This is a genomic window from Rhodospirillales bacterium, assembly GCA_016712595.1.
GTDB lineage: Bacteria > Pseudomonadota > Alphaproteobacteria > Rhodospirillales > Defluviicoccaceae > Defluviicoccus.
On sequence record JADJQT010000002.1, the window covers coordinates 193348 to 217801 of the forward strand.

At 64.4% G+C, this 24454-nt stretch carries 31 protein-coding genes and 2 pseudogenes; all 33 read left to right on the plus strand.

Going from position 1 to position 24454, the window contains the following annotated elements; genetic code table 11:
• The first annotated feature begins 1 nt into the window (after nt 1).
• The 33 genes and pseudogenes from rpoC to IPK66_12940 all read left to right on the plus strand — a co-directional run bounded on the left by rpoC (nt 2) and on the right by IPK66_12940 (nt 24454).
• Nucleotides 2-4210, plus strand: a complete 4209-nt coding sequence (gene rpoC / locus IPK66_12780; protein ID MBK8176090.1) for a DNA-directed RNA polymerase subunit beta' — start codon at nt 2-4, stop codon at nt 4208-4210.
• A gap of 350 nt (nt 4211-4560) precedes the next feature.
• Nucleotides 4561-4930: pseudogene (rpsL, locus tag IPK66_12785) on the plus strand (30S ribosomal protein S12).
• A gap of 28 nt (nt 4931-4958) precedes the next feature.
• The gene (gene rpsG, locus IPK66_12790) at nt 4959-5429 is read left to right on the plus strand and encodes a 30S ribosomal protein S7 (protein ID MBK8176091.1); all 471 of its coding nucleotides are present in this window, start codon (nt 4959-4961) and stop codon (nt 5427-5429) included.
• Between the two features lie 18 nt (nt 5430-5447).
• Nucleotides 5448-7526, plus strand: coding sequence for an elongation factor G (fusA, locus tag IPK66_12795; protein MBK8176092.1), 2079 nt, complete (start codon nt 5448-5450; stop codon nt 7524-7526).
• Between the two features lie 35 nt (nt 7527-7561).
• Nucleotides 7562-8750: pseudogene (gene tuf / locus IPK66_12800) on the plus strand (elongation factor Tu).
• A gap of 50 nt (nt 8751-8800) precedes the next feature.
• Entirely contained in the window at nt 8801-9103 is a 303-nt protein-coding gene (gene rpsJ, locus IPK66_12805; protein ID MBK8176093.1) for a 30S ribosomal protein S10, read from the plus strand.
• Between the two features lie 13 nt (nt 9104-9116).
• A complete protein-coding gene (gene rplC, locus IPK66_12810; protein ID MBK8176094.1) occupies nt 9117-9887 on the plus strand; it encodes a 50S ribosomal protein L3 in 771 nt (256 codons plus the stop codon).
• A gap of 4 nt (nt 9888-9891) precedes the next feature.
• A complete protein-coding gene (gene rplD / locus IPK66_12815) occupies nt 9892-10512 on the plus strand; it encodes a 50S ribosomal protein L4 (protein MBK8176095.1) in 621 nt (206 codons plus the stop codon).
• Nucleotides 10509-10835: a 50S ribosomal protein L23 gene (locus tag IPK66_12820; protein ID MBK8176096.1), complete on the plus strand. Its 327-nt coding sequence runs from the start codon at nt 10509-10511 to the stop codon at nt 10833-10835. Before rplD ends, IPK66_12820 begins: the two co-directional genes overlap by 4 nt.
• A gap of 116 nt (nt 10836-10951) precedes the next feature.
• The gene (gene rplB / locus IPK66_12825) at nt 10952-11782 is read left to right on the plus strand and encodes a 50S ribosomal protein L2 (protein ID MBK8176097.1); all 831 of its coding nucleotides are present in this window, start codon (nt 10952-10954) and stop codon (nt 11780-11782) included.
• 15 nt (nt 11783-11797) lie between these two features.
• Nucleotides 11798-12076 carry a 30S ribosomal protein S19 gene (gene rpsS / locus IPK66_12830; GenBank protein ID MBK8176098.1) on the plus strand — a complete coding sequence of 93 codons (279 nt, stop codon included), beginning with the start codon at nt 11798-11800 and terminating at the stop codon, nt 12074-12076.
• A 3-nt stretch (nt 12077-12079) separates the two neighbouring features.
• Nucleotides 12080-12460, plus strand: coding sequence for a 50S ribosomal protein L22 (gene rplV, locus IPK66_12835; protein MBK8176099.1), 381 nt, complete (start codon nt 12080-12082; stop codon nt 12458-12460).
• Nucleotides 12460-13137, plus strand: coding sequence for a 30S ribosomal protein S3 (gene rpsC / locus IPK66_12840; GenBank protein ID MBK8176100.1), 678 nt, complete (start codon nt 12460-12462; stop codon nt 13135-13137). Before rplV ends, rpsC begins: the two co-directional genes overlap by 1 nt.
• A gap of 27 nt (nt 13138-13164) precedes the next feature.
• Entirely contained in the window at nt 13165-13584 is a 420-nt protein-coding gene (gene rplP, locus IPK66_12845; protein ID MBK8176101.1) for a 50S ribosomal protein L16, read from the plus strand.
• A 4-nt stretch (nt 13585-13588) separates the two neighbouring features.
• Entirely contained in the window at nt 13589-13798 is a 210-nt protein-coding gene (gene rpmC, locus IPK66_12850) for a 50S ribosomal protein L29 (GenBank protein MBK8176102.1), read from the plus strand.
• 10 nt (nt 13799-13808) lie between these two features.
• Complete coding sequence (gene rpsQ, locus IPK66_12855) at nt 13809-14045, plus strand: 30S ribosomal protein S17 (GenBank protein ID MBK8176103.1); 237 nt, start codon at nt 13809-13811, stop codon at nt 14043-14045.
• Nucleotides 14046-14076: 31 nt separating this feature from the next.
• Complete coding sequence (gene rplN / locus IPK66_12860; protein MBK8176104.1) at nt 14077-14445, plus strand: 50S ribosomal protein L14; 369 nt, start codon at nt 14077-14079, stop codon at nt 14443-14445.
• Nucleotides 14446-14763, plus strand: a complete 318-nt coding sequence (gene rplX, locus IPK66_12865; GenBank protein MBK8176105.1) for a 50S ribosomal protein L24 — start codon at nt 14446-14448, stop codon at nt 14761-14763.
• A gap of 14 nt (nt 14764-14777) precedes the next feature.
• Nucleotides 14778-15317: a 50S ribosomal protein L5 gene (gene rplE / locus IPK66_12870; GenBank protein ID MBK8176106.1), complete on the plus strand. Its 540-nt coding sequence runs from the start codon at nt 14778-14780 to the stop codon at nt 15315-15317.
• Nucleotides 15318-15338: 21 nt separating this feature from the next.
• A complete protein-coding gene (rpsN, locus tag IPK66_12875; GenBank protein ID MBK8176107.1) occupies nt 15339-15644 on the plus strand; it encodes a 30S ribosomal protein S14 in 306 nt (101 codons plus the stop codon).
• A 14-nt stretch (nt 15645-15658) separates the two neighbouring features.
• On the plus strand, nt 15659-16057 hold the full coding sequence (gene rpsH, locus IPK66_12880; GenBank protein ID MBK8176108.1) for a 30S ribosomal protein S8: 399 nt from the start codon (nt 15659-15661) through the stop codon (nt 16055-16057).
• 15 nt (nt 16058-16072) lie between these two features.
• Entirely contained in the window at nt 16073-16606 is a 534-nt protein-coding gene (gene rplF / locus IPK66_12885) for a 50S ribosomal protein L6 (protein MBK8176109.1), read from the plus strand.
• 2 nt (nt 16607-16608) lie between these two features.
• Nucleotides 16609-16971, plus strand: coding sequence for a 50S ribosomal protein L18 (gene rplR, locus IPK66_12890; GenBank protein MBK8176110.1), 363 nt, complete (start codon nt 16609-16611; stop codon nt 16969-16971).
• Between the two features lie 12 nt (nt 16972-16983).
• Nucleotides 16984-17559, plus strand: a complete 576-nt coding sequence (gene rpsE, locus IPK66_12895; protein MBK8176111.1) for a 30S ribosomal protein S5 — start codon at nt 16984-16986, stop codon at nt 17557-17559.
• 5 nt (nt 17560-17564) lie between these two features.
• Nucleotides 17565-17762 carry a 50S ribosomal protein L30 gene (rpmD, locus tag IPK66_12900; GenBank protein MBK8176112.1) on the plus strand — a complete coding sequence of 66 codons (198 nt, stop codon included), beginning with the start codon at nt 17565-17567 and terminating at the stop codon, nt 17760-17762.
• A gap of 40 nt (nt 17763-17802) precedes the next feature.
• A complete protein-coding gene (locus IPK66_12905; protein MBK8176113.1) occupies nt 17803-18324 on the plus strand; it encodes a 50S ribosomal protein L15 in 522 nt (173 codons plus the stop codon).
• Between the two features lie 7 nt (nt 18325-18331).
• Nucleotides 18332-19675 (plus strand): preprotein translocase subunit SecY, encoded by a 1344-nt coding sequence (secY, locus tag IPK66_12910; GenBank protein ID MBK8176114.1) that lies wholly within the window; start codon nt 18332-18334, stop codon nt 19673-19675.
• Entirely contained in the window at nt 19672-20331 is a 660-nt protein-coding gene (locus IPK66_12915) for an adenylate kinase (GenBank protein ID MBK8176115.1), read from the plus strand. Before secY ends, IPK66_12915 begins: the two co-directional genes overlap by 4 nt.
• Before the next feature lie 83 nt (nt 20332-20414).
• Nucleotides 20415-20792 carry a 30S ribosomal protein S13 gene (gene rpsM / locus IPK66_12920; GenBank protein MBK8176116.1) on the plus strand — a complete coding sequence of 126 codons (378 nt, stop codon included), beginning with the start codon at nt 20415-20417 and terminating at the stop codon, nt 20790-20792.
• 18 nt (nt 20793-20810) lie between these two features.
• On the plus strand, nt 20811-21203 hold the full coding sequence (gene rpsK, locus IPK66_12925; GenBank protein ID MBK8176117.1) for a 30S ribosomal protein S11: 393 nt from the start codon (nt 20811-20813) through the stop codon (nt 21201-21203).
• A gap of 123 nt (nt 21204-21326) precedes the next feature.
• Complete coding sequence (locus IPK66_12930; GenBank protein MBK8176118.1) at nt 21327-22358, plus strand: DNA-directed RNA polymerase subunit alpha; 1032 nt, start codon at nt 21327-21329, stop codon at nt 22356-22358.
• A 36-nt stretch (nt 22359-22394) separates the two neighbouring features.
• Nucleotides 22395-22823: a 50S ribosomal protein L17 gene (gene rplQ, locus IPK66_12935; GenBank protein ID MBK8176119.1), complete on the plus strand. Its 429-nt coding sequence runs from the start codon at nt 22395-22397 to the stop codon at nt 22821-22823.
• A 164-nt stretch (nt 22824-22987) separates the two neighbouring features.
• Nucleotides 22988-24454, plus strand: a complete 1467-nt coding sequence (locus tag IPK66_12940; protein ID MBK8176120.1) for a DegQ family serine endoprotease — start codon at nt 22988-22990, stop codon at nt 24452-24454.

Sequence of the window (24454 nt, forward strand, 5' to 3'; positions counted from 1 at the left end):
CATGAACGAATTGCTGAAGATTTTCGGCCAGGTCGGCGGAACGCAGCGCTTCGATAATATCCGTATCTCGATCGCCAGCCCCGATCGCATCCGCTCATGGTCGTTCGGCGAGATCAAGAAGCCGGAGACGATCAACTACCGCACGTTCAAGCCGGAGCGCGACGGCCTGTTCTGCGCCCGCATCTTCGGGCCGATCAAGGACTACGAGTGCCTGTGCGGCAAGTACAAGCGGATGAAGTACAAGGGCATCATCTGCGAGAAGTGCGGCGTCGAGGTCACCTTGCAGAAGGTGCGGCGCGAGCGCATGGGTCACATCGAGCTGGCCTCGCCGGTGGCGCACATCTGGTTCCTCAAATCGCTGCCGAGCCGGGTCGGCCTGCTGATCGACATGACGCTCAAGGACCTCGAGAAGATTCTCTATTTCGAGGCCTACGTCGTCATCGAGCCGGGCCTGACGCCGCTGAAGCTGCACGAGCTGATCACCGAGGAGCAGTACCAGAAGGCGATCGATTCCTACGGCGAGGATGCGTTTACCGTCGGCATCGGCGCCGAGGCGATCCGCGATATGCTGAAGGCGATCGATCTCGACGCCGAGCAGGTGCAGCTGCGCGTCGACCTTAAGGAGACCAACTCGGAGACCACGCGCAAGAAGCTGGTCAAGCGCCTGAAACTGATCGAGGCCTTCGTCGAATCCGGCTCCCGTCCGGAATGGATGATCCTCGAGGTTGTACCGGTCATTCCGCCGGAGCTTCGCCCGCTGGTCCCGCTCGATGGCGGGCGCTTCGCGACCTCGGACCTCAACGATCTCTACCGGCGGGTGATCAACCGCAACAACCGGCTGAAGCGGCTCATCGAGCTGCGCGCGCCGGAGATCATCATCCGCAACGAAAAGCGCATGCTGCAGGAATCGGTCGACGCGCTGTTCGACAACAGCCGGCGCGGCCGGCCGATCGCCGGTGCCTCGAAGCGGCCGCTGAAATCGCTGTCCGACATGCTCAAGGGCAAGCAGGGCCGCTTCCGTCAGAACCTGCTCGGCAAGCGGGTCGACTACTCCGGCCGTTCGGTGATCGTTGTCGGTCCCGAGTTGAAGCTGCACGAGTGCGGCCTGCCGAAGAAGATGGCGCTCGAGCTGTTCAAGCCGTTCATCTATTCGAAGCTCGAGCTCTACGGCATGGCGACGACGATCAAGGCCGCGAAGCGGATGCTGGAGAAGGAGCGCCCGGAAGTCTGGGACATCCTCGAGGAGGTGATCCGCGAACATCCGGTGCTGCTCAACCGCGCGCCGACCTTGCACCGGCTCGGTATTCAGGCGTTCGAGCCGACGCTGATCGAGGGCAAGGCGATCCAGCTCCACCCGCTGGTCTGCGCCGCGTTCAACGCCGACTTCGACGGCGACCAGATGGCGGTGCACGTGCCGCTGTCATTGGAAGCGCAGCTCGAGGCCCGCGTGCTGATGATGTCGACGAACAACATCCTCAGCCCGGCCAACGGCAAGCCGATCATCGTGCCGTCGCAGGACATCGTTCTTGGGCTTTATTACCTGACGATGGACCGGGCGGGCGAGCCGGGCGAAGGCCGGGCCTACGCCGACATGGGCGAAATCCAGCACGCGCTCGAAGCACGGGCGACGACGCTACATGCGCGCGTTCGCGCCCGCTATCACGGCGTCGACACCGAGGGCAAGCCGTGCGTGCGGCTGGTGGAGACGACCCCCGGGCGCATGCTGCTCTCCGAGCTGCTGCCCCGGCATCCGAACGTGCCGTTCGAGCTGGGGAACCGGCTGCTGACGAAAAAGGAGATCTCCGGGCTTCTCGACGCGGTCTATCGCAACTGCGGCCAGAAGGAGACGGTGATCTTCGCAGACCGGATTATGCGCCTCGGCTTCCGCCAAGCCTCGCGCGCCGGCATTTCCTTCGGCAAGGATGACTTGGTGGTGCCGGAGGCGAAGACCGCCCTCGTCGGGGCGACGGAAGACAAGGTCAAGGAGTACGAGCAGCAGTACCTCGACGGCCTGATCACCCAGGGCGAGAAATACAACAAGGTCGTCGACGCCTGGGCGCAGTGCACCGACCAGGTGGCGGATGCGATGATGCAGAGCATCTCGACCCCGCAGCCGGGTCAGCCGATCAACGCCGTCTACATGATGGCGCACTCGGGTGCCCGCGGTTCGGCGGCGCAGATGAAGCAGCTCGCCGGCATGCGCGGGCTGATGGCCAAGCCGTCGGGCGAGATCATCGAAACGCCGATCATCTCCAACTTCAAGGAGGGGCTGACCGTGCTGGAGTACTTCAACTCCACCCACGGCGCGCGCAAAGGCCTCGCCGATACGGCGCTGAAGACGGCAAACTCCGGCTATCTCACCCGCCGCCTCGTTGACGTGGCCCAGGATTCGATCATTCTCGAGCCCGACTGTGGCACGCGCAATGGTCTGACCGTGCGCCCAGTGGTCGAGGGCGGCGAGGTTGTCTCGCCGTTGAGCGAGCGCATTCTCGGTCGCTCGGCGTCGGATGACATCGTCGATCCACTCTCCGAGCGCATCATCGTTCGCGCTGGCGAGCTGATCGACGAGGACAAGGTGCTGGCGATCGAGGCCGCCGATATCGAGGTGGTGAAAATCCGCTCGGTGCTCACCTGCGATACCGCCACCGGGGTCTGCGCCGCCTGCTACGGTCGTGATCTTGCCCGGGGCACGCGGGTGAATATCGGCGAGGCGGTCGGGGTCATCGCCGCCCAATCGATCGGGGAGCCCGGCACGCAGCTCACCATGCGCACCTTCCATATCGGTGGTGCCGTGCAACGCGGTGCGGAGCAATCGAAGATCGAGGCGGCGAGCGACGGTCTCGCGGTGCTGCGCAACTGCAATACCGTGCGCAACTCCGCGGGCGTACCGGTGGTGATGAACCGCAATGCCGAACTGCTGCTCATCGACGGACAGGGGCGCGAGCGGGCACGCCACCGGCTGCCGTACGGCTCGAAGTTGTTGCGCGAGGACAAGTCGGAGGTCAAGCGGGGCGACAAGCTGGCCGAGTGGGATCCCTATACCTTGCCGATCATCACCGAGAAGCCGGGCATCGCGCACTACGTCGACCTCGTCGAAGGCGCGTCCGTGGTCGAACAGATGGATGAGGCGACGGGTATCGCCTCGAAGGTGGTGACCGACTGGAAGCAGCAGCAACGCGGGGCGGACCTTAAGCCGCGAATCACCGTGCGCGACGCCAATGGCGACGTCGTGCTCCTGGAGAATGGGCTGGAAGCGCGCTATTTCCTGTCGGTCGACGCCATCTTGTCGGTGGAAAACGGCCAGACGGTGCACGCCGGCGACCTGCTCGCTCGTATTCCGCGCGAATCGGCGAAAACCCGCGATATCACCGGCGGTCTGCCGCGCGTGGCCGAGCTGTTCGAGGCGCGCAAGCCGAAGGATTTCGCGATCATCAGCGAGATCGACGGCCGCGTCGAGTTCGGCAAGGACTACAAGACCAAGCGCCGCATCGTCGTCGTTCCCTCCGACGGAAGCGGCGACGAGCCGCACGAGTACCTGATCCCCAAGGGCAAGCATATCAGCGTGCAGGAAGGCGACTTCGTCGAGGCCGGCGATCCGCTGATGGACGGCAACCCGGTGCCGCACGACATCCTGCGGGTCCTCGGCGTCGAGGCGCTCGCCTCCTACCTGATCAACGAAATCCAGGAGGTCTACCGTCTGCAGGGCGTGAAGATCAACGACAAGCACATCGAGGTGATCGTCCGCCAGATGCTGCAGAAGGTGGAGATCATCGAGCCGGGCGATACGACGTTCCTTGTCGGCGAGCAGATCGACCGTCTGGAATTCGAGGATGGCAACCGCCGGGCCGAGGCAATCGGCGACCGGCCGGCACAGGCGCTGCCGGTGCTCCAGGGCATTACCAAGGCGAGCCTGCAGACGCGGTCCTTCATCTCCGCCGCGTCGTTCCAGGAGACGACGCGCGTGCTCACCGAGGCGGCGGTGGCGGGCAAGACGGACGGGCTCTCCGGGCTCAAGGAGAATGTCATCGTCGGTCGGCTCATTCCGGCGGGGACCGGCAGCGTGATGAACCGCTTCCGCCGCGTCGCCGCCGAGCGGGACAAGGCCGTTGCCGACCTCGATGGCGAAACGGCCGCGGCCAGCCTGCCGCCGGCGCCAGTGGCCCGTTCACGGGCCACGAGCCGGGAAGCCGAAGTGTCGTCGGTGAAGTAAACAGCGGCTGCGCGCTCAGTATCGCAGGGAGCGGGCGCGATCACCGTCGCTGCCCGCTCCATCGGCGACGAAATGTCCCGGGTTGCCGCTTGACGCGGGGGATCGTCGTCCTTAGTATCCGCCTCCTTCCACAGGGGAATGGCGGTGGACTGAACGGTCCAGACGCATTCTCGCGATGAGGCAGGAAAAACTCGGATCGGCGCCTTTCAGGCGGCAGGCGTTGGCGGCCAAAGTGCCGTCTTTTGCGTTTTTTGCTGCGCTGCCGAGGCGCGCAGCGGCGCGCGCCGTCCGGGCGATGATGACGATGACTTCAGGAGCCGACGGGGTGTTGGCCCCCAATGGAGACAGGAATGCCGACGATTAACCAGCTGGTCCGCAATGCCCGGACCTCGCCGCCAATTCGCAATAAGGTGCCGGCGCTGGCCGGGGCGCCGCAAAAGCGGGGTGTGTGCACGCGCGTCTATACGACGACGCCGAAAAAGCCGAACTCCGCACTGCGCAAGGTCGCCCGCGTCCGCCTGACCAATGGCTACGAGGTCACCAGCTACATCCCGGGCGAAGGCCACAATCTGCAGGAGCACTCGGTGGTGCTCATCCGCGGCGGCCGGGTCAAGGATTTGCCGGGCGTCCGTTATCACATCATTCGCGGCACGCTGGACACAGGGCGTCAGCGCCCGGCGTCAGCGGCGTTCGAAGTACGGCGCCAAGCGGCCGAAGTAGCATTTAATCGCAGAGAGGTTCGAGGCCGATGTCTCGCAGGCGTGCAGCACAAAAGCGCGAAATCCTTCCCGACCCCAAATACGGGGATATCGTCGTCAGCAAGTTCACCAACGGGCTGATGCACGAGGGCAAGAAGTCGGTGGCTGAGCGCATCGTTTACGGCGCGCTCGCCCTGATGGAGAAGAAGGCGCGCCAGGACCCGGTGAAGCTGTTTCATGACGCCATCGAGAACGTCAAGCCGGCCCTCGAGGTGCGGTCACGGCGTGTCGGCGGCGCGACCTATCAGGTTCCGGTCGAAGTTCGGCCGCTGCGGCGTCAGTCGCTGGCGATCCGCTGGATTGTCGGCACGGCGCACAAGCGCTCGGAGAACACCATGGTCGAGCGGCTGGCGGCGGAACTCATGGATGCCGCGAACAATCGTGGCGCTGCCGTGAAGAAGCGCGAAGACACGCACCGGATGGCCGAGGCTAACAAAGCCTTCTCCCATTACCGCTGGTAAAGAGAGCGAAACGCTGCCATGGCACGCACCACGCCCCTCGACCGTTACCGTAACATCGGCATCATGGCCCACATTGATGCCGGCAAGACGACGACGACCGAGCGTGTCCTTTATTATACCGGCCGGTCGTACAAAATCGGCGAGGTGCATGAAGGCACCGCGACGATGGACTGGATGGAGCAGGAGCAGGAGCGCGGCATCACCATCACCTCGGCGGCGACCACCTGTTTCTGGCGCGAGCACCGGGTGAACATCATCGATACGCCGGGGCATGTCGACTTTACCATTGAGGTCGAACGCAGCTTGCGCGTTCTCGACGGTGCCGTTGCCGTATTCGACTCCGTCGCCGGCGTCGAGCCGCAGTCGGAGACGGTCTGGCGCCAGGCGGACAAGTACGGCGTGCCGCGCATTTGTTTCGTCAACAAGATGGATCGAATCGGCGCCGACTTTTACCGCTGCCTGCAGATGATCAAGGATCGTCTCGGCGCGCGGGCGCTGGTTCTGCAACTGCCGATCGGCGCGGAGGCGGAGTTCGCTGGCGTCGTCGATCTGGTCCGCATGCAGGGCGTCATCTGGAAGGACGAGAACCTCGGGGCCGAGTTCACCTACGGCGATATTCCGGCCGACCTCGTCGAGTTGGCGGCGGAATACCGCACGCAGCTCGTCGAGATGGCGGTCGAACAGGATGAGGCCGCACTCGAGGCGTACCTCGACGGCACCGAGCCCGACGCCGAGACGTTGATCAAATGCATTCGCGCCGGCGCGATCAGCGGCGCCTTCGTACCGGTGATCTGCGGCTCGGCCTTCAAGAACAAGGGCGTGCAGCCGCTGCTCGACGCGGTGGTCGACTTCTTGCCGTCGCCGCTCGACGTGCCGCCGGTGCACGGGGTCAAGCCGGGCACGACCGAGGAGATGGTCCGCCAGTCGTCGGATGATGAGAAATTCTCGGCGCTGGCGTTCAAGATCATGAACGATCCGTTTGTGGGAACGCTGACCTTCGTTCGTGTCTATTCCGGGGTCGTCCAGTCGGGCGATCAGGTGCAGAACCCGATCAAGGACAAGTCGGAGCGAATCGGCCGCATGCTGCTGATGCATGCCAACTCGCGCGAGGACATCAAGGAAGCGCGAGCCGGCGATATCGTCGCCGTTCCGGGTTTGAAGCAGACGACGACCGGCGATACCTTGTGCGATCCGCGCGCCCCTGTGGTGCTCGAGCGCATGGAATTCCCCGATCCGGTGATCGAGGTCGCGGTCGAGCCGCGCACGAAGAGCGATCAGGAAAAGATGGGTGTCGCCCTGTCGCGACTGGCGAACGAGGACCCCAGCTTCCGGGTCTCGAGCGATGCCGAGAGCGGGCAGACGGTGATCAAGGGCATGGGTGAACTGCACCTTGAAATTATCATCGATCGCATGAAGCGTGAGTTCAAGGTCGACGCCAATGTCGGCCAGCCGCAGGTCGCCTATCGTGAGACCATCTCCAAGGTCGCCGAGATCGACTACACCCACAAGAAGCAGACCGGTGGCGCTGGCCAGTTCGCCCGCGTCAAGATCCGCTTCGAGCCGCTGGAGCCGGGGTCGGGCTTCCAGTTCGAAAGCGGCATTGTCGGCGGTTCGGTGCCGAGGGAGTACATCCCCGGGGTGCAGAAAGGCCTGGACTCGGCGCGGAACACCGGGGTCATCGCCGGTTTTCCGGTCATCGATTTCAAGGCGTCGCTGATCGATGGCGCCTTCCACGACGTCGATTCATCGGTTCTGGCGTTCGAAATCGCCTCGCGCGCGGCGTTTCGCGAAGGTCTGCCAAAGGCGGGACCGAAGCTGCTTGAGCCGTTGATGAAGGTCGAGGTGGTCACGCCCGACGACTATATGGGCGATATCATCGGCGATCTGAACAGCCGGCGCGGGCAGGTGACCGGCATGGATCAGCGTGGCAATGCGCGGGTCATCGATGCGTTGGTGCCGTTGGCGACGATGTTCGGTTACGTCAACACCCTGCGCTCGATGAGCCAGGGGCGGGCGCAGTACACCATGCAGTTCGATCGTTACGCGGAAGTTCCGCAGGCGATCTCCGAGGAAGTCCGGCAGCGGCTGGCGAGTTAAACAGGTCGCGCTGAAAGAAAGCGGAGCAGAGCGAGATGGCGAAGGCGAAATTCGAGCGGACGAAGCCGCACTGCAATGTTGGTACGATTGGCCATGTTGATCATGGCAAGACGACGTTGACGGCGGCGATCACCAAGGTTCTGGCGGAGAAGGGCGGGGCGGATTTCACGCCGTTCGATCAGATTGACAAGGCTCCGGAGGAGCGGGCACGGGGGATCACGATCTCGACGGCGCACGTCGAGTATCAGACGGACAACCGGCACTACGCGCACGTCGACTGCCCGGGTCACGCCGACTACGTCAAGAACATGATCACCGGCGCGGCGCAGATGGACGGAGCGATTCTGGTGGTCTCGGCGGCGGACGGCCCGATGCCGCAGACGCGCGAGCACATTTGCTGGCGCGCCAGGTGGGCGTGCCGGCGATCGTGGTGTTTTTGAACAAGGTCGACATGGTCGACGATCCGGAGCTTTGGAGCTGGTCGAGCTCGAGCTGCGCGAGCTGCTCAGCAGCTACGATTTTCCTGGCGACGACATCCCGATCATCAAGGGCTCGGGTCTGGCGGCGCTGGAAGGGCGCGATCCGGAGATCGGCGCCAAGGCGATCATGGAGCTGATGGACGCGGTGGACGCGTATATCCCGCAGCCGGAGCGCCCGAAGGACCAGCCGTTTCTGATGCCGATCGAGGACGTGTTCTCGATTTCGGGCCGCGGCACGGTGGTGACCGGCCGCGTTGAGCGCGGGGTGGTCAAGGTCGGCGAGGAGGTCGAGATCGTTGGCATCCGGCCGACGACCAAGACGGTGTGCACCGGCGTCGAGATGTTCCGCAAGCTGCTCGATCAGGGCGAGGCCGGCGACAACATCGGCGTGCTGCTGCGCGGCACCAAGCGCGAGGACGTCGAGCGCGGCCAGGTTCTGGCCAAGCCGGGGACGATCACGCCGCACACCAAGTTCGCCGCCGAGGCCTACATCCTGACCAAGGAGGAGGGCGGCCGGCACACGCCGTTCTTCACCAAGTACCGCCCGCAGTTCTACTTCCGCACCACCGACGTCACCGGCACGGTGAACCTGCCCGAGGGCACGGAAATGGTGATGCCGGGCGATAACGTCTCGATGCAGGTGGAGCTGATCTCGCCGATCGCCATGGACGAGGGCCTGCGCTTCGCCATCCGCGAGGGCGGCCGCACCGTCGGCGCCGGCGTCGTCGCCAAAATCAACGAATAGTCTCTTACGGGTACGGCGTTTGCCGATTGGAAGAAGCACGACTATGGAAAATCAGAATATTCGAATCGGTCTTCGGGGCCTTCGATCATCGCGTGCTCGACCAGTCGGCACGCGAGATCGTCAATACCGCGCGCCGGACCGGCGCACGGGTGCGCGGCCCGATTCCGCTGCCGACCCGCATCGAGCGCTTCACCGTGCTACGGTCGCCGCATATCGACAAGAAGTCGCGTGAACAGTTCGAGATCCGCACTCACAAGCGTGTGCTGGACATCGTCGATCCGACTCCGCAGACGGTGGATGCTCTGATGAAGCTCGACCTCGCCGCCGGTGTCGACGTCGAAATCAAGCTGTAAGGGCGAGGGATCGATGCGTACCGGTCTGATCGCGCAAAAACTCGGCATGTCGCGGCTGTTCAACGGCGACGGCACGCATGTGCCGGTCTCCGTTCTGCAGATGAAGGGCTGCCAGGTCGTCGCCCAGCGCACGGACGATCGCGACGGCTATTCGGCCTTGCAGCTCGGCGTCGGCACCGTCAAGGTGAAGAACGTCAGCAAGCCGGAGCGCGGGCACTTCGCCAAGGCGGGAGTCGAGCCGAAGCGCAAGCTCGCCGAGTTCCGGGTCGACGCCGACATGCTCGTCGAGGTCGGTGCCGAATTGACGGCGGATCACTTCGTTAGCGGGCAGCTCGTCGACGTTACCGGCTTTTCGATCGGCAAGGGATTTGCCGGGGCGATGAAGCGGCACAACTTCGGTGGCCTGCGGGCGACCCACGGCGTGTCGATCAGCCATCGCAGCCACGGCTCGACCGGCAACCGTCAGGACCCGGGCAAGACCTTCAAAGGCAAGAAGATGGCCGGGCACATGGGTGATCGCCAGGTCACTGTGCTCAACCTTGAGGTGGTGCGCACGGATGTCGACCGCGGCCTGATCATGATCCGCGGCGCCGTTCCCGGCGCCAAGGGCGGGTGGCTGCTCGTCCGCGACGCGGTCAAGGACAAGCGCCCCGAGGCCGCGCCGCTGCCGGCGGCGTTCCGTCCGGCGGTGACGACGTCAGCCCCGGTTGCGGATTCGTCCGGCGAGGACTCCGGCGTGCCCGCGGGCGCGATCGGCGACGCCACTCCGGCGAGCGAGGAATAGTCCCATGGAACGGGATGTGATCAATCTTGAGAGCGAGAAGGTCGGCGTGGTCGATCTCTCGGATTTCGTCTTCGGCGCGGAAATGCGCGCCGACATCCTGGCGCGGATGGTGAACTGGCAGCTCGCCAAGCGGCGGGCGGGAACGCACTGCACCAAGACCCGCGGCGAGGTGGCACGGACGACGAAGAAGCCCTACAAGCAGAAGGGGACGGGACGCGCCCGCCAGGGCTCGAGCAAGGGTCCGCACATGCGCGGCGGCGGCATCGTGTTCGGCCCGCGTCCGCGTGACCATGCGATCGAACTTCCGAAGAAGGTGCGCAAGCTGGCGCTGCGCACGGCTCTCTCGGCGAAGTGCGCGGAGGGTGCGCTGGTCGTTCTCGACCGCGCCGAGATGACCGAGGCCAAGACCAAGCTGCTGGCCGCCCATTTCGGCAAGCTGGGTTGGGGCAAGACACTGGTCATCGACGGCGATGCGCCCGAGGTCAATTTCGCCAGGGCCGCGAGCAACCTGCCGGGTGTCGACGTGCTGCCGTCGATCGGCGCCAATGTTTATGACATCCTTCGCCATGAGACGCTGGTGCTGACACGCGCCGCCGTCGACCGGCTCACGGAGCGACTGACATGACCAAGCCTTATCCGAAGACAAAGGTCAGCGTCGGCCCGGAGCGGGCTTACGAGATCATCCGCCGCCCGCTGATCACCGAAAAGGCGACGATGATCTCCGAGCACAACCAGGTCACCTTCGTGGTGGCGCTCGACGCGAGCAAGCCGGAAATCAAGTCGGCCGTCGAGACCTTGTTCAAGGTCAAGGTCAAGGCGGTCAATACCTTGCGCCAGAAAGGGAAGGTTAAGCGATTCCGCGGCCGGCCCGGCGTTCGTTCCGATATCAAGAAGGCGATCATCACGCTCGCTGAAGGGCATTCGATCGACATCACCACCGGGCTTTAGTCTTTAAGTCCGGCTCTCCCGCGGGCCTTCCTCCGCCAGGATTGAGCGCGGCGGGATGGGGTCTGGTAGCGGATGAGACCACGGAGCTTTGCACCACGGGGCTGTAGTAGACGACCATGGCACTGAAACAGTTCAAACCGACGACCCCCGGCCAGCGCGGCTTGGTGCTGATCGACCGCACCGGGTTGTGGAAGGGAAAGCCGGAAAAGACGCTGACCGAGGGTCTGCGTGGCCACGGCGGGCGCAACAACACCGGTCGCATCACCGCCCGTCACATCGGCGGCGGCCACAAGCGGCGCTACCGCCTCGTCGATTTCAAGCGCACGAAGCTGGATGTGCCGGCGAAGGTCGAGCGGCTTGAGTATGATCCCAACCGGAGCGCGTTCATTGCGCTGATCCGTTACGAGGATGGCGAGATCGCCTACATTCTGGCGCCGCAGCGGCTTGCCGTCGGTGACGCCGTCATCGCCGGGCGCGCCGTCGACGTCAAGCCGGGCAACGCGTTGCCGCTGCAGAACATGCCCGTCGGCACGATCGTGCATAACGTCGAGATGAAGAAGGGCCGGGGCGGACAGATCGCCCGCTCGGCCGGAACCTATGCGCAGCTCATCGGCAAGGACCAGGGCTACGCGCAGCTGCGCCTGAACTCGGGCGAACTGCGCATGGTCCGCGCCGAATGCATGGCGACGGTTGGCGCCGTCTCCAACCCGGATCGGCAGAACGTCAAGATCGGCAAGGCGGGCCGGTCGCGATGGCTGGGCGTGCGGCCCAGCGTTCGGGGCGTGGCGATGAACCCGATCGATCACCCGCACGGCGGCGGCGAGGGCAAGACCTCGGGCGGCCGGCATCCGGTGACGCCCTGGGGCAAGCCCACGAAGGGCAAGCGCACACGCAACAACAAGCGGACGGATTCGCTGATCATGCGCCGTCGTCACCGCAAGAAGTAGACGAGGAGAACGCGCGTGCCGCGGTCGGTTTGGAAAGGGCCGTTTATCGACGGCTACCTGATGAAGAAGGCGGAGAAGGTTCGGGGCGCCAAGCGCAACGAGGTGATCCGCACGTGGTCGCGCCGGTCGACGATCATTCCGCAGTTCGTCGGACTGACGTTCGGCGTGCATAACGGCAAGAAGTTCGTGCCGGTGCTGGTCACCGAGAACATGGTCGGGCACAAGTTCGGCGAGTTTTCGCCGACACGGATGTTCCACGGCCACTCGGGCGACAAGAAAGCGAAGAGGGGCTGAGCGATGGGTAAACCCGCGTTCGAACGGCGCTTGGCCGAAAACGAGGTTCTGTGTCTGGCACGCAACGTGCGTACCAGCCCGCGCAAACTCAATCTCGTCGCCCAACTAATTCGCGGCAAGCACTGCGGGCGGGCGCTGGCGGAACTTGAGTTCTCGCGCAAGCGGATCGCGCTGGACGTGCGCAAGGCGCTGCAGTCGGCGATCGCCAACGCCGAGAACAATCATCAGCTCGACGTCGACCGGCTTTACGTCGCCGAGGCGACGGTCGGCAAGGCGCTGGTGATGAAGCGGTTCACCCCGCGGGCCCGCGGCCGGGCGGCGCGCATCGAGAAGTCATTTTCCCACTTGCGCCTGGTGTTGCGCGAGCGGCTGGAGGTCGCGTAATGGGGCAGAAAGTCAACCCGGTCGGACTGAGGCTCGGCATCAATCGGACGTGGGATTCGCGCTGGTTCGCCGACGAGAACTACGCGGCCCTGCTGCAGGAAGATCTGAGAATTCGCGAGTTCCTGCATAAGCGTCTGGCTCAGGCCGGCGTCTCGCGGGTTGTCATCGAACGGCCGGCGAAGAAGGCGCGGATCACCATTCATACGGCCCGCCCCGGGGTTGTCATCGGCAAGAAGGGCGCGGACATCGAAAAGGTACGGCTCGAGCTGTCGAAGCTGACGCGCGCCGACGTGCACCTCAACATCGTCGAGATCCGCAAACCGGAGATCGACGCCAAGCTGGTCGCCGACGGGATTGCCCAGCAACTCGAGCGCCGGGTCTCGACCCGCCGGGCGATGAAGCGGGCGGTGCAGTCAGCGATGCGTCTCGGCGCCCAGGGCATCCGCATCAACTGCGGTGGCCGGCTCGGCGGCGCGGAGATCGCGCGCTCGGTGTGGTACCGGGAAGGTCGGGTGCCGCTGCACACGCTGCGCGCGCATGTCGATTACGGTCAATCGGCGGCGCAGACGACCTACGGGGTCTGCGGCGTCAAGGTGTGGATCTATAAGGGCGACATCCTCGCGCACGACCCGATGGCGGTCGAAAAGCGGGCGATGGAGCAGCAGACGACGCGCTGACGCGTCGGCGCGTGGAGTTAGGCGAGGATGCTCAGTCCGAAACGCACGAAGTACCGCAAGCAGCACAAGGGCCGCATTCACGGCGCGGCGAAGGGGGCCAACAAGCTCGACTTCGGCGCCTTCGGCCTTAAGGCGATGGAACCGGACCGGCTGACGGCACGGCAGATCGAGGCGGCCCGCCGGGCGATGACGCGTCACATGAAACGCGCCGGCCGGGTGTGGATCCGGCTCTTTCCCGATGTGCCGGTCTCGGCCAAGCCGGCGGAAGTGCGGATGGGTGGCGGCAAGGGCGCGCCGGAGTACTGGGTTGCCCGAGTTAAGCCCGGCCGGATCATGTTCGAGATCGATGGCGTGTCCCTCGAGGTAGCGAAGCAGGCACTGACGCTGGCCGCGGCCAAGCTGCCGATCCGCACCCGTTTCGTTACGCGCCTGGGCGAAGGGGAATAGGGCGATGAAGGCCGCGGATCTGAAGTTGAAGACGGCGGACGAGCTGGACGAGATGCTGGTGCAGCTGCGCAAGGAGGCGTTCAACCTGCGCTTCCAGCAGGCGAGCGGGCAACTCGAGAACACGGCGCGCCGACGGCAGGTCCGTCGCGACATCGCCCGGATCAAGATGACGCTGGGTCAGCGCGGCGCGCAGCCGACGCCGGCTGCCGCGTGACGGAGGAACTATGCCGAGACGCGTTTTGCAGGGTGTGGTGGTTAGCGACAAGGGCGATAAGACGATCGTCGTCCTCGTCCAGCGCCGGGTCATGCATCCGATCTACAAGAAGTTCATCAAGCGTTCGAAACGGTACATGGCGCACGACGAGAGCAGCGCGCTGAAGACCGGCGATACGGTTCGCATTCGGGAGTGTCGGCCGATTTCCAAGCGTAAATGCTGGGAAGTCCTCGCCGACGACGCCTAACGCCTGGCGACGTGAAAAAGGGTAACGGATCATGATCCAAGTGGAGACAAACTTGGATGTCGCCGACAATTCCGGCGCCCGGCGGGTGCAGTGCATCCGGGTGTTGGGCGGCTCCAGGCGGAAGTATGCCTCGGTCGGCGACATCATCGTCGTTTCGATCAAGGACGCCATTCCGCGCGGCCGCGTCAAGAAAGGCGAGGTCACACGCGCCGTGGTCGTGCGCACGGCGAAGGACGTGCGGCGGTCGGATGGATCGAGCATCCGCTTCGATCGCAACGCCGCGGTGCTGATCAACAAGCAGGGCGAGCCGATCGGCACGCGCATCTTCGGTCCGGTAACCCGCGAGTTGCGCGCCAAGGGCTATATGAAGATCGTCTCGCTGGCGCCGGAGGTTCTGTAGATGGCGGCGAAGATTCGCAAGGGCGACAAGGTCATCGTCCTGTCGGGGCGGAGCAAGGGCAAGTCGGGCGAAGTGCTGCGCGTCATGCCGAAGGAGATGCGCGCCATCGTCCAGGGTGTGAACATGATCAAGCGGCATACGCGGGCGAGCGCCAAGGCGATGGGCGGCATCGTCGAGCAGGAAGGGCCGATCCACATCTCCAATCTCGCGCATTCGGACCCCAGCAGCGGGTTGCCGAGCCGGGTAGGGTTCCGCGTTCTCGACGACGGCCGGAAGGTTCGCTTTGCCAAGCGCTCCGGCGAAATCATCGACAGGTAGGGTGAAGCACCGCGATGTCCCGCTTGCGCGACTATTATAATTCGGACGTCCGGAAGAAGCTTCTGGACGAGTTCAACTACGCAAACCCGATGCAGGTTCCGCGTCTGACCAAGGTCGTGCTCAACATGGGCGTGGGCGAGGGATCGCAGGATCGCAAGAAGGTCGAGGCGGCGGTGGGCGACATGACGCTGATTGCCGGCCAGAAGCCGGTGGTCACCCGAGCGAAGACGTCGATTGCCGGATTCAAGATCCGCACTGGCATGGCGATCGGTTGCAAGGTCACGCTGCGTCGCGAGCGGATGTACGAGTTTCTCGATCGGCTGATCAACATCACCTTGCCGCGCGTGCGCGATTTCCGCGGCCTGTCGAAGAAGAGTTTTGACGGACGCGGCAATTTCGCGATGGGGATCAAGGAGCAGATCATCTTTCCCGAGATCAGCTACGACAAGGTGGATCAGATCCGCGGCCTTGACATCATCATCTGCACGACGGCACCGACCGATGCCGAGGCGCAGGCGTTGTTGAAGGCGTTCGACATGCCGTTCGCGAACTGACGCGCGGCGAGGAGACGGTTGATGGCGAAAACCAGTTTGGTCGAAAGAAACAAGAAACGCATGCGGATGGCGAAGCAATACGCCGATCGTCGGCAAGCGCTGAAGGATATTGCCGACGACGAGGAACGCAGCCCCGAGGAGCGCTTCGCCGCGCGGATAAAGCTGGCCGAACTGCCACGGAATTCGTCGCCGACACGCGTCCGCCTGCGCTGCGGGCTGACCGGGCGGCCGCGCGGGAACTATAAGAAGTTTGGACTGTCGCGCATCGCGCTGCGGGAACTGGCCTCATCGGGGCAGATCCCCGGCATGGTCAAGTCGAGCTGGTAGCGGAGAGACGACGAATGTCGATGACTGATCCTCTCGGCGATATGTTGACGCGGATTCGCAACGGCCAGCGGGCCGGAAAGCGCGCCGTGGCCGCGCCGGCGTCGAAGCTGCACGCGCGCGTTCTCGACGTCCTGCAGCGAGAGGGGTTTATCCGGGGCTATTCGGAAGCGGAAATTGTTCCGGGCGTGCGCGAATTGAAGATCGAGCTCAAGTACCACGACGGGGAACCGGCGATCCGCGAAATCAGCCGGGTCTCGAAGCCGGGGCGGCGCGTGTACTCGAAGCTGACCGAAATTCCGCGCGTCTACAACGGCCTCGGCGTCGCGATCTTGTCGACGCCGCGCGGAGTCGTTTCCGATACGGAGGCGCGGGACGCGCACGTCGGCGGCGAAGTGTTATGCAAGGTTCTTTAGGCGGAGCAACGGACGATGTCACGCGTCGGTAAGCATCCGGTGGCGATCCCGAAAGGGGTCAAGGTGACGGTCGAAGGCCGACACCTCAGCGCCGAAGGCAAGATGGGCAAGCTCGACAGAGAGCTGATGCGCGAGGTCGTCCTCGAGCGCGAAGGCGAGGCGGTGCGGGTTTCACCGGTAGACGCCTCGGCGCGCGCCCGAATGATGTGGGGCACGGCGCGGACGCTGGTTGCCAACATGATCAACGGGGTGAGCGCAGGCTTTACCCGCAAGCTGGAAATCACCGGCGTCGGCTATCGCGCGCAGATGCAGGGTGATATCCTTGTCCTGCAACTGGGCTACAGCCACGACATCCGCTTTCCAGTGCCGGCGGGCCTGACGATCACGTGCCCGGACCAGACCCACATCGTCCTGACGGGCGCGGATCGCGAAGTCGTCGGATTGGCGGCGTCGCAGATCAAGGCGTACCGGCCGATCGAGCCCTACAAGGCCAAGGGTATTAAGTACGAGGGCGAATACGTGCTTCGCAAAGAGGGTAAGAAGAAGTAGCCATGGCGACGTCGACGCAACTGTACGAACGGCGCAAGCGGCGCAACCGCTACCGGATCCGCAAGGTCAGCGGCGGCCAGCCGCGCCTGTCCGTCTTCCGCTCCAACAAGCACATCTACGCGCAGGTGATCGACGATCGCGCCGGCCGCACGCTGGCGGCCGCCTGCAGCATGGAAGGCGAAATCCGCCGCGCGGAGGAAAAGGCGCGCGGCGCGGCACTGGCGCAACAGATCGGCACCTTGATCGCGCAACGCGCGCTGGCTGCGGGGATTACGTCGGTGGTGTTCGATCGCGGGGGCTATCGCTATCACGGGCAGGTCAAGGCTCTCGCCGATGCCGCGCGTGAAGCCGGCTTGGCATTTTAAGGAGGCGCGGATATGGCGCGTAGACCGTCCGGGAGACGCGGCGAGCGGCCCCAGCAGAGTGCGGAAGATGCGGAACTCAAGGACAAGCTCGTGGCGATCAACCGCGTGGCCAAGGTGGTGAAGGGCGGTCGTCGCTTTTCATTCGCCGCGCTGGTAGTGGTCGGCGATGGCCGCGGCCGCGTCGGCTTCGGCACCGGCAAGGCGCGTGAGGTGCCGGAAGCCATCCGCAAGGCGACGGATCACGCCAAGCATAGCATGATCCGGGTACCGCTGCGTGACGGACGTACCTTCCATCATGACGTCCAAGGCCATTTCGGCGCGGGGCGCGTGGTCGTGCGCTCGGCGCCGGCCGGAACCGGTGTCATCGCCGGCGGACCGATGCGCGCGGTGTTCGAGACCATGGGCGTGCAGGACGTGGTCGCCAAGTCGATCGGCACGTCCAACGCGCACAACATGGTCAAGGCGACGTTCGATGCGCTCAACCACTGTTTCTCCCCTCGGGCCGTGGCGGCGCGACGGGGTAAGAAGGTCAGCGAGATTATCGCCCGTCGTGGCGAGACGCCCACCGGCGAACGCGTGCGGGGCTGAGGGTGATGAGCGAGACGAACACTGGCAAGGTTCGGGTGACGCAGGTGCGCAGCCCGATCGCCCGTCGGCACGACCAGCGCGAAACGCTGGTGGGGCTGGGCTTGAACAAGATGAATCGCACGCGCGAACTGGAGGACACACCCTCCGTGCGCGGCATGATCAACAAGGTCCGCCATCTGCTTCGGGTGGAGGAGGTCGGCTGAGCGATAACGCCGGCCGGATCTTTGAGGAAATGAACGCGCGATGAGGCTCAACCAAATCAGCGACAACGCCGGCGCCACCGGGCCACGCAAGCGGCTCGGACGCGGCATCGGCTCGGGGCTGGGCAAAACATCCGGCAAGGGCCATAAGGGTCAGAAGGCACGCAGCGGCGGGCAGCGATTTGTCGGCTTCGAAGGCGGCCAGATGCCGCTTTACCGGCGGCTGCCGAAACGTGGCTTTAAGAATCCCTTCCGGCGCGATTACGTGGTGGTCAACGTCGGCGCGCTGCAGCGCGCGGTCGAACAGGGGCGCCTCGATGCGGCGCAGCCGGTCGACGAGGCGGCGATGAAGGCCGCCGGCCTGTTCCAGCGGCAGCGCGACGGCGTGCGCCTGCTGGCCAAGGGCGAGATTTCCGTCGCACTGCGCATCCGCGTCGCCGGCGCCTCGAAGGCGGCGGTGGCCGCGGTGGAAAAGGCGGGCGGCGGAGTCGACGTTGCTGGTGGCGCGGCGCCGGCGCAGCCCGATAACGCCGGCGACAGCGCGCCCGCACCGGCGCAGGAGTAATCCGACCATGGCGTCCGCCGCCGAGCAGCTTGCCGCGCAAATGAACTTCTCGGCCTTCGGCAAGGCCACGGAGCTCAAGAAGCGCATCTGGTTTACGCTCGGCGCGCTGATCGTTTATCGACTCGGCACCTACATCCCGCTGCCAGGGATCGATCCGGTAGTGATCGCCGACATCTTCGCCCGCCAGTCCGGCGGCATCCTTGGCATGTTCAACATGTTCGCCGGCGGTGCGCTGGGGCGGATGACGATCTTCGCCCTCAACATCATGCCGTACATCTCGGCGTCGATCATCATGCAGTTGATGACGGCGGTGCTGCCGAGCCTCGAATCCCTGAAAAAGGAGGGCGAGGCCGGGCGCAAGAAGATCAACCAGTACACCCGCTATCTGACGGTACTGATCACCGCCGGCCAGGGTTACGGCCTCGCCGTCGGTCTTGAGGGCATGCAGTCGTCGATCGGCTCGGCGGTGATCGATCCCGGCATGTTCTTTCGCATGACCGTGGTCATCACCTTGATCGGCGGCACCATGTTTCTGATGTGGCTGGGTGAGCAGATCACCGCGCGCGGCATCGGCAACGGTATTTCCCTGATCATCTTCGCCGGCATCGTCGCGCAGTTCCCCCATTCGCTGGCGGCGCTGCTCGAACTCGGGCGCACGGGCGCGCTGTCGGCGGTGTTCATCATCGGCATGGCGGTGCTGATCGTCGCGGTAGTCTATTTCGTCGTCTATGTCGAGCGGGCGCAACGACGCATCGTCGTCCAATACCCGAAACGGCAGGTGGGCACGCGGGTAACCTCGGGCGAGAGCAGCCACCTTCCGCTGAAGATCAACACCTCGGGAGTGATCCCGCCGATCTTCGCCTCGTCGATCCTGCTGATGCCGATCACGGTCATCAGCTTCATGGCCGACCGGGGGCCGAGTTGGCTGACCACCGTTTCCGTCTATCTCGGTCACGGCCAGCCACTCTATCTGATCCTTTATGTCAGCCTGATCGTCTTCTTTGCGTTTTTCTACACCGCGATCGTCTTCAATCCGACGGAGACGGCGGACAATCTGAAGAAGTATGGCGGCTTTGTGCCCGGTATCCGACCGGGCAAGAACACGGCGGACTATCTGGACCGCGTCCTGACGCGATTGACGGTCCTTGGCGCCGCCTACCTTGCCATCGTTTGCATTCTTCCCGAGATCCTGATCTCGCGGTTTTCCGTTCCCTTCTATTTTGGTGGGACCAGCCTGCTGATTGTCGTGACCGTGACCATGGATACGGTGGCGCAGATCCAATCGCATTTGCTGGCTCACCAATACGAAGGCCTGATCAAACGGGCCAAACTCAAGGGGAGACGCGGATGAACCTCATACTTTTGGGCGCGCCAGGAGCGGGCAAAGGCACGCAGGCCAAGCGGATTCAAGATCTTTATCACGTCATGCAGCTCTCGACCGGCGACATGCTTCGCGCCGAGGTGGCGGGCGGCAGCCCAATCGGACGGGAAGCAGGCGCATTGATGAACGCCGGCAAGCTGGTTCCGGACGAGATGATCATCCGGCTGATCGACCAGCGGATGGATCAGGACGACTGTAAGAACGGATTCATTCTCGACGGGTTTCCGCGGACGCTGCCTCAGGCGAGCGCCCTGGATGCAATGCTGGCGACAAAGAGGTTGAAGCTTCATCAGGTCGTCTCGATCGAGGTCGACGACGAGGCGGTGATCGAGCGGATCAGCGGCCGCTTCACCTGCGTCAAGTGCGGCCAGGGCTATCACGATACCTTCAGTCGGCCGGTGGTCGACGGGGTGTGCGACGCCTGCGGCGGCAAGGAATTCAGCCGGCGGGCGGATGACAACGCCGAGACGGTTCGCCAGCGGCTCGCAGCCTATTATGCGCAGACCAAGCCGATCATCGCCTACTACGACGAGCGCGATCTCGTCGTCAGGGTCGACGGCATGCGCTCGATCGACGAGGTCACGCGCGAAGTGGCCGACGCGTTAAATAATTTACGAGTTGACTAGTTGCAATCTGGATTTATGGTTATCGCCCCGCGGTTTCATGGTATCCAGTTGCGAATCGCAACACCCAAGCGAAGAGAGGCCCTGTGGCACGGGTTGCTGGCGTAAACATACCCAGTCAGAAGCGGCTCGACATCGCTCTGACTTACATTCATGGCATCGGACGCAAGACGGCGAGCGAGATCTGCACCAAGGCCGACGTTCCCTCGGAACGACGGGTGGCCGATCTTACCGACGCGGAGGTGCTGCGTCTTCGCGAGATGATCGACCGCGATTATCGCGTCGAGGGCGACCTGCGGCGCGATGTCGCGATGAACATCAAGCGACTGATGGATCTTGGCTGCTATCGCGGCCTGCGCCATCGGCGCGGCTTACCGGTTCGCGGGCAGCGAACGCATACCAATGCGCGGACCCGCAAGGGGCCGGCGAAGCCCATTGCCGGTAAGAAAAAAGTCACTAAATAGACGTGTCAGGATTGACGAATGGCGAAAGCGGCGACGCAGCGCCCGAAACGGCGAGAGCGGCGGAATATCGTGTCGGGCGTTGCGCACATCAACGCGACGTTCAACAATACCTTGGTGACGATTACCGACGTTCAAGGGAACGCGATCGCTTGGTCGTCGGCTGGAGGGCAGGGGTTTAAGGGGTCGCGAAAATCCACGCCGTATGCGGCGCAGGTCGCAGCCGAGGATGCCGGCCGCAAGGCAATGGACCACGGCATGAAGACGCTTGAGGTCGAGGTCAAGGGCCCCGGCTCCGGGCGGGAGTCGGCCTTGCGGGCGTTGCAGGCGGTGGGATTTACGATTACCGCGATTCGCGATGTCACACCCATCCCCCACAACGGCTGTCGTCCGCGCAAGCGCCGACGCGTCTAGTCCGACGTGGCGAGCGGGCGCCCAGGCGGCGCTCGCATGGCACTCCCGGGAGGAGGGGCCGAGCAGCCCAGGGTCGCGCACAGGTGTGCCGCGGCCATTGCTGCGCTGATGGTGGTTGGTGCGATGAAAGGTCGTTCTGTGATTCAAAAGAACTGGCAGGCTCTGATCAAGCCGACGAAACTCGACGTCGTTCCCGGCGCCGATCCACGACGGGTAGCGACGATCGTTGCCGAGCCTTTGGAACGTGGTTTCGGGTTGACGCTCGGAAACGCCCTGCGCCGGGTTCTGCTGTCGTCGCTGCAGGGAGCGGCGGTCACCGCCCTGCGCATCGATGGCGTTCTGCACGAGTTCTCGACCATTCCGGGCGTTCGCGAGGATGTGACCGACATCATCTTGAACATCAAGTCCCTGGCGTTGCGCATGGGCGGCGAGGGGCCGAAGCGGGTGACGATTTCCGCCGACGGTCCGGGTGAGGTCACCGCCGGAATGATCACGACCGGTCACGACGTCGAGGTGATGAACGGCGAGATGGTCATCTGCACGCTCGACGAGGGCGCGCACCTGGCGATGGAACTGGTCGTCGAAAACGGCAAGGGATACGTGCCAGCCGCCGCGGCGCGAACGGAGGACATGCCGATCGGGCTCATTCCGATCGATGCTGTCCATTCGCCGGTTCGCAAGGTTGCGTACAAGGTGGAAAATACCCGCGTCGGGCAGGTGACCGACCATGACAAGCTGTCGATCGAGATTGTCACCAATGGGGCGGTCGGACCGGAGGACGCCGTGGCCCTGGCCGCGCGCATCCTGCAGGATCAGTTGCAGTTGTTCATCAACTTCGAGGAGCCTCAGGCGGCCGTCGAGGAGGAGCACAAGGACGACCTGCCGTTCAACAAGAACCTGTTGCGCAAGGTGGACGAACTCGAGCTATCGGTCCGCTCGGCGAACTGCCTGAAGAACGACAACATCATCTACATCGGCGATCTCGTCCAGAAGTCCGAGGCAGACATGCTCCGGACGCCGAACTTCGGAAGAAAATCGCTGAACGAGATTAAGGAAGTACTCGCGCAGATGGGGCTTCAGCTCGGCATGGAGATCCCCAACTGGCCACCGGACAACATCGAAGAGCTGGCGAAGCGGCTGGAAGAGCCCTTCTAAGGCCGCAGCGCCTTCCGATCGACAGGAGAACCTTCAATGCGTCACCGCCGGAGCGGACGTAACCTTGGGCGGACCAGCACCCATCGGATGGCGATGTTCGCCAACATGACGGCGTCGCTGCTCAACCACGAACAGATCATCACCACGCTTCCGAAAGCGAAGGAGCTGCGCTTCTTCGCCGAGAAGATGATCACCCTGGGCAAACGCGGCGGGCTGCACCGCCGCCGCCAGGCGATCGCCTTCCTTCAAGACGAGGGGCTGGTGCGCAAGGTGTTCGGCGATTTGGCCGATCGCTATAAGGAACGGCCCGGCGGCTACACGCGGGTGCTGAAGGCCGGTTTCCGTTATGGCGACAACGCACCGCTTGCCGTTATCGAACTCGTCGACCGCAACGTCGATGCCAAGGGCGCCGAGGACAAGGCGCGCCACGCGGCGATGCAGGAAGCGCAAGCCGCCGCCGCTTGACGTGGCGCTTGACGGGCCCGGGGCGATCGGAACGAGGAGCGGGATAAGCGGAGCGTGCGGGTTCGGGCGGATCGGCCCTGGCGCGGACGCAGTCCGATCCGGTTGGTTTCAGGTAGCGGCGGGCGGCGTCGCGATGGGCGGCGGGACCGGCTGTGGTCGTCGGGATGGCTGATCGGAACGGTGTTCCGGGCGAGGGAAACGTGCGGCATCGGTTCCGCTTCGGCTTGCTGCTGTCGTTGTTGTCGGCAGCGCTCATCGCAGCTTCGGATTTGAGCGGCGCAAACGACGCTTTCGCGCAGGCCGTTCCCGAGTCCCGCCAGCAGATCGAGCTGTCGTTCGCGCCGGTCGTGCGCATAGCCGCGCCCGCCGTCGTCAATATCTACAGTCGCAGGATCGTGCAGGCGCGCGGCTCGCCGTTGTTCGACGATCCGTTCTTTCGACAGTTCTTCGGCAGCGGCACGCCGTTCGGCATGCCGAAACAGCGGGTCGAGAACTCGCTGGGATCGGGCGTCATTGTCGGCGCCGACGGGATCATCGTGACCAACCATCACGTCGTCGCCGGTGCCGACGAAATCACCGTCGTTCTCGCCGACCGCCGCGAGTATGCCGCCAAGGTCGTCGGCTCGGACGAGCGCACCGATCTTGCCGTGCTCAAGATCGACGTCGGCGGAGATCGGCTGCCGACGGTCGCGTTTCGCGATTCCGACACGGTCGAGGTCGGGGATCTCGTCCTCGCCATCGGCAATCCCTTCGGTGTCGGCCAGACGGTGACCAGCGGTATCGTGTCCGCCGAAGCCCAGACGAGGGTCGGCATCGCCGACGTCAATTTCTTCATCCAGACCGACGCGGCGATCAATCCGGGCAACTCCGGCGGAGCCCTGGTCGACATGCAGGGCCGGCTGGTCGGCATCAATACCGCGATCTATTCGCGCACCGGCGGTTCGCTCGGCATCGGCTTCGCCATTCCGGCGAACATGGTGCGGCTGGTGGTCGACGGCTTTACCCGCTACGGACGGATCGAGCGGCCGTGGATCGGCGCCTGGGGGCGGGAAGTGAACGGCGACGTCGCCCATGCGCTGGGCCTGCCACGCCCCGAGGGTGTTCTTGTCGAGGAAATTTACCCTGGTGGTCCGGCCGATGATGCCGGCATCCGCACCGGGGACGTCGTCCTCGCCATCAACGGGCGAACCGTCGACGATCCGCAGGCCTTGCGTTATCGCGTGGCGACGCTGCCGATCGGCGGGTCTGCCGTTGTGACCTTATGGCGCGATGGCAAGGAGCGTTCGGTGACGATGCCGGTGCAAAAGCCGCCGGAGGATCCGCCGCGCGCGGCGCTCAAGCTCAGCGGATCGCAACCGCTGGCCGGCGCGACGATCGCCAATCTTTCGCCGGCGGTGGCCGACGAAATGGGCCTCGGCCGCCACGATAAGGGGATCGTCGTCACTGAGATCGAATCATCGAGCCCGGCAGACCGGCTCGGCCTGCAGGTTGGCGATCGGATCGTCTCGGTCAACGGCGAGGCGCCGGCGTCCACTACCGCGCTGCGCCGGCAGATGGACCGGCGCGCCGGGCGTTGGCAGATCGTCATCGGCCGCGGCGATCAGAAGCTCAGCGTTATCGTCGGCGACTGA

Bases quoted from the DNA above. Each gene is read 5' to 3' on its own strand.
- fusA (MBK8176092.1), top strand. From the start codon at position 5,448: ATGGCACGCACCACGCCCCTCGACCGTTACCGTAACATCGGCATCATG.
- IPK66_12940 (MBK8176120.1), top strand. From the start codon at position 22,988: ATGGCTGATCGGAACGGTGTTCCGGGCGAGGGAAACGTGCGGCATCGG.
- rpmD (MBK8176112.1), top strand. From the start codon at position 17,565: ATGAGCGAGACGAACACTGGCAAGGTTCGGGTGACGCAGGTGCGCAGC.
- rpsC (MBK8176100.1), top strand. From the start codon at position 12,460: ATGGGGCAGAAAGTCAACCCGGTCGGACTGAGGCTCGGCATCAATCGG.
- secY (MBK8176114.1), top strand. From the start codon at position 18,332: ATGGCGTCCGCCGCCGAGCAGCTTGCCGCGCAAATGAACTTCTCGGCC.
- rplC (MBK8176094.1), top strand. From the start codon at position 9,117: ATGCGTACCGGTCTGATCGCGCAAAAACTCGGCATGTCGCGGCTGTTC.
- IPK66_12905 (MBK8176113.1), top strand. From the start codon at position 17,803: ATGAGGCTCAACCAAATCAGCGACAACGCCGGCGCCACCGGGCCACGC.
- rpmC (MBK8176102.1), top strand. From the start codon at position 13,589: ATGAAGGCCGCGGATCTGAAGTTGAAGACGGCGGACGAGCTGGACGAG.
- rpsQ (MBK8176103.1), top strand. From the start codon at position 13,809: ATGCCGAGACGCGTTTTGCAGGGTGTGGTGGTTAGCGACAAGGGCGAT.
- rplD (MBK8176095.1), top strand. From the start codon at position 9,892: ATGGAACGGGATGTGATCAATCTTGAGAGCGAGAAGGTCGGCGTGGTC.
- rplQ (MBK8176119.1), top strand. From the start codon at position 22,395: ATGCGTCACCGCCGGAGCGGACGTAACCTTGGGCGGACCAGCACCCAT.
- rplN (MBK8176104.1), top strand. From the start codon at position 14,077: ATGATCCAAGTGGAGACAAACTTGGATGTCGCCGACAATTCCGGCGCC.
- rplV (MBK8176099.1), top strand. From the start codon at position 12,080: ATGGGTAAACCCGCGTTCGAACGGCGCTTGGCCGAAAACGAGGTTCTG.
- rpsK (MBK8176117.1), top strand. From the start codon at position 20,811: ATGGCGAAAGCGGCGACGCAGCGCCCGAAACGGCGAGAGCGGCGGAAT.
- rpoC (MBK8176090.1), top strand. From the start codon at position 2: ATGAACGAATTGCTGAAGATTTTCGGCCAGGTCGGCGGAACGCAGCGC.
- IPK66_12930 (MBK8176118.1), top strand. From the start codon at position 21,327: ATGAAAGGTCGTTCTGTGATTCAAAAGAACTGGCAGGCTCTGATCAAG.
- rplE (MBK8176106.1), top strand. From the start codon at position 14,778: ATGTCCCGCTTGCGCGACTATTATAATTCGGACGTCCGGAAGAAGCTT.
- IPK66_12915 (MBK8176115.1), top strand. From the start codon at position 19,672: ATGAACCTCATACTTTTGGGCGCGCCAGGAGCGGGCAAAGGCACGCAG.
- rplF (MBK8176109.1), top strand. From the start codon at position 16,073: ATGTCACGCGTCGGTAAGCATCCGGTGGCGATCCCGAAAGGGGTCAAG.
- rpsG (MBK8176091.1), top strand. From the start codon at position 4,959: ATGTCTCGCAGGCGTGCAGCACAAAAGCGCGAAATCCTTCCCGACCCC.
- rplX (MBK8176105.1), top strand. From the start codon at position 14,446: ATGGCGGCGAAGATTCGCAAGGGCGACAAGGTCATCGTCCTGTCGGGG.
- rpsN (MBK8176107.1), top strand. From the start codon at position 15,339: ATGGCGAAAACCAGTTTGGTCGAAAGAAACAAGAAACGCATGCGGATG.
- rpsE (MBK8176111.1), top strand. From the start codon at position 16,984: ATGGCGCGTAGACCGTCCGGGAGACGCGGCGAGCGGCCCCAGCAGAGT.
- rplR (MBK8176110.1), top strand. From the start codon at position 16,609: ATGGCGACGTCGACGCAACTGTACGAACGGCGCAAGCGGCGCAACCGC.
- rpsH (MBK8176108.1), top strand. From the start codon at position 15,659: ATGTCGATGACTGATCCTCTCGGCGATATGTTGACGCGGATTCGCAAC.
- rplP (MBK8176101.1), top strand. From the start codon at position 13,165: ATGCTCAGTCCGAAACGCACGAAGTACCGCAAGCAGCACAAGGGCCGC.
- rplB (MBK8176097.1), top strand. From the start codon at position 10,952: ATGGCACTGAAACAGTTCAAACCGACGACCCCCGGCCAGCGCGGCTTG.
- IPK66_12820 (MBK8176096.1), top strand. From the start codon at position 10,509: ATGACCAAGCCTTATCCGAAGACAAAGGTCAGCGTCGGCCCGGAGCGG.